The 249-nt window shown below is 61.0% G+C and carries 1 protein-coding gene; it reads right to left on the reverse strand.

Annotated features, from left to right (window positions below):
- Positions 1–194 (reverse strand): DUF4331 family protein (locus C7C45_RS33145; protein WP_244200700.1); only part of this gene is annotated, 194 nt, incomplete at its 3' end.
- Positions 195–249: the final 55 nt, after the last annotated feature.

Here is a 249-nt window from a genome sequence, read left to right on the forward strand (position 1 = left end):
GAGTCGATCGGGACGGTGTTGTAGAGGACACTGTTCGGATTGGTGATCTCGGTGGTGACTTCGAACCGGTAGGTGACATCCGGACGACCGTCGCCGTCGTTGTCGATATGGATCTCGTCGCGCACGTCGCCACCGAACTCGAAGAAGTTCGCCCCCCCGCAGGGCAGCTGCCACGGCACGTCGTTGGCGTTCAACGTAGATGGGAATGTCGTCGCGTAGGGTACGAGTGTAGCTCTCGGTGGACACCGC

The sequence above is a fragment of the Micromonospora arborensis genome (assembly GCF_003205615.1).
Taxonomy (GTDB): domain Bacteria; phylum Actinomycetota; class Actinomycetes; order Mycobacteriales; family Micromonosporaceae; genus Micromonospora; species Micromonospora arborensis.